This window comes from Streptomyces synnematoformans, from assembly GCF_039531005.1.
GTDB classification, from domain to species: domain Bacteria; phylum Actinomycetota; class Actinomycetes; order Streptomycetales; family Streptomycetaceae; genus Streptomyces; species Streptomyces synnematoformans.
This window is the reverse complement of sequence record NZ_BAAAPF010000734.1, coordinates 1-763: the sequence shown is the minus strand read 5'-3', so window position 1 is coordinate 763 and position 763 is coordinate 1. Positions and strand designations below refer to the sequence as shown.

At 80.5% G+C, this 763-nt stretch carries 1 protein-coding gene and 1 pseudogene; both read right to left on the bottom strand.

What is annotated here, in order from left to right; translation table 11 throughout:
• Positions 1–244 (bottom strand): annotated as a pseudogene (locus tag ABD317_RS37415) (hypothetical protein); the annotation flags it as partial.
• Positions 245–283: 39 nt separating this feature from the next.
• Positions 284–763, bottom strand: a 480-nt coding sequence (locus ABD317_RS37410) for an NsdA family TPR-like regulatory protein (RefSeq protein ID WP_486389041.1), incomplete at its 5' end; no start/stop codon positions are given.

Here is a 763-nt window from a genome sequence, read left to right as displayed (position 1 = left end):
CGCCCGGCCCGGCGCCCGGCGGGCGGCCCGGCGGCGGCTGCGGGCGCTCCGGCCGGTTGCCGAGATGGCGTATCTGCTGCGTCGACTCGTCCTGCGCCGGCTCCGCGGCGCCCGCGGCCGGGGACGGGTCCTGCGCCCACCACGGCTCGCCGCCCGGGGGCGTCCCGGCGCCGTCCGACGCGGGGGGCACCGCCCCCGCGCGCTCCTCGCGCGGCGGCTCGCTGCCGTGTCCGTTGTGGGTCAACGAGACTCCTCATGGGTACGGACTCTGACCGTCCGGACACTACCTGTTCGGTGCCGCGGTGAGCCACGGGCCCAGCCCATGGCACCGGGCGGCGAACTCCCGCACCGCCGGATCCGCCTCGTACGGCTGCAAGCTCCGCGCCAGCCGGGCCAGTTCGGTCGCGGCCCGGCCCGACGCCAGCCCGTCCAGCAGCCGCAGCGCCCGCGTCCCCGAACGGCACGCCTGCGCCGGCTCGCGCCGCCCGCTCTGCGCCCGCCCCAGCGCGGCGAGCGCGAGGCAGCGCAGCCGCACCGACGACTCCGGCACCCCGGCCAGCGCCTTCGCCGCGCGCCGCTGCGCGGCCTCGCAACGGCCCAGCTCCAGCAGGCTGCAGGCCAGCTCGTAGGCGAGTGCGGACCGGTCGAAGCGCGCCAGCCACGCCGGTTCGCGCCCGCGCGCCGGGGCGCGTCCCGGATCCCGTACGCCGCCCGCCGCGCGCGCCGCGCCTGTCGTGCCCGACGCACCCGGCGTGCCCGGACC